Origin of the sequence: Fulvivirga aurantia, from assembly GCF_009711475.1 — a bacterium.
In the GTDB taxonomy this organism is placed as follows: Bacteria; Bacteroidota; Bacteroidia; order Cytophagales; family Cyclobacteriaceae; genus Fulvivirga; species Fulvivirga aurantia.
This window is the reverse complement of record NZ_SMMD01000306.1, coordinates 1-1662: the sequence shown is the minus strand read 5'-3', so window position 1 is coordinate 1662 and position 1662 is coordinate 1. Positions and strand designations below refer to the sequence as shown.

At 41.9% G+C, this 1662-nt stretch carries 1 pseudogene; it reads right to left on the bottom strand.

Annotated features, from left to right (window positions below):
• Positions 1–1588 (bottom strand): annotated as a pseudogene (locus tag E1176_RS01345) (dihydropteroate synthase); the annotation flags it as partial.
• Positions 1589–1662 lie beyond the last annotated feature (74 nt).

Below are 1662 nucleotides of genomic sequence, written 5' to 3'. Positions count from 1 at the left end.
TGCATCCAGCACATGAACTACAGTACCTTCATAAGTAGGATCAATTTTTACTGCGGTATGTATTCTGGAAGTAGTGGCACCACCGATTAACAAAGGCGTTTTAAAGCCTTGTTTTTGCATTTCGCTTGCCACGTGTACCATTTCATCAAGAGATGGGGTAATCAACCCACTGAGGCCTATAGCTGCTACATTCTCCTCTTTGGCTTTCTCCAATATTTTCTCCGCAGGTACCATCACACCCATGTCGATGATCTCGTAATTGTTACACGCAAGCACTACACCTACTATGTTTTTCCCAATATCGTGAACATCTCCTTTAACTGTGGCCAGCAAAATCTTAGCGGCTGATTCTGTTGACTTGTTTTTAAGTTTTTCGGCCTCCAGGTAAGGTTCTAGCCATGCCACTGACTTTTTCATTACCCGGGCACTCTTTACCACCTGAGGTAAAAACATTTTCCCTGCACCAAAAAGATCACCGACAACGTTCATACCAGCCATTAAAGGGCCTTCAATAACTTCTAATGGGCGTTCATACTTAGCTAGCGCTTCTTCTGTGTCTTGCTCTATGTATTCAATAATTCCTTTAACCAAGGCATGTGAAAGTCGCTCTTCAACACTGCCTTCCCGCCACTTTTCGTCCTTCTGTTTTTTCTTCCCCCCTCCTTTTACTTTCTCTGCATAATCTAACAATCGCTCTGTAGCGTCAGCCCTTCTGTTGAGCAGTACATCTTCTACATAAGTGAGCAATTCTTTTGGTATCTCATCGTATACTTCGAGCATCGTAGGGTTAACTATTCCCATATCCATCCCATGATTGATGGCATGATAAAGAAAAGAAGAGTGCATGGCTTCACGCACAGCAGTATTCCCACGAAAGGAGAATGATACGTTACTGACACCACCACTCACATGAGCATGAGGTAGATTATCTTTTATCCATTTTGTTGCTTTAAAGAAGTCTAATGCATTATTAACATGTTCTTCCATGCCTGTGGCGACAGGGAAAATATTTGGATCAAATATGATATCTGTGGCTGGAAAACCAACTTTATCTACCAAAAGACGGTAAGACCTTTCGCATATTTCAATCCTTCTTTCATAATTATCAGCCTGTCCCTGTTCGTCAAAGGCCATGACAACTACGGCTGCTCCATATCTTTTTACGAGCTTAGCCTGCTTCAAAAAGGATATCTTCACCTTCTTTTAAGCTGATAGAGTTAACAATTCCTTTTCCCTGGATGCATTTTAAGCCTGCTTCTATGATGTGCCACTTAGAAGAGTCGATCATGATTGGGACCCGTGCAATATCAGGCTCTGAGGCAATGAGATTAAGAAACTTCACCATGGCAGCCTCTCCATCGAGCATGCCCTCATCCATATTTATATCAATAATCTGAGCACCACCTTCCACTTGCTCTAAGGCTACTTCAAGCGCTTCTTCATAAAGCTCCTCCTTGATCAGTCTCAAAAATTTTCTAGAGCCGGTCACGTTGGTACGCTCTCCGATATTAATAAAATTCGACTCTTTTGTAGCCACTAGTGGCTCAAGACCGCTTAATTTCAAACCCACTTGTCGATTCTTTGTCATAAACAATTATTCATAAAAAAAGCTCCCCTGATAAGTCAGGAGAGCTCATAATGAATTCTCTAATGCCTGCTTAT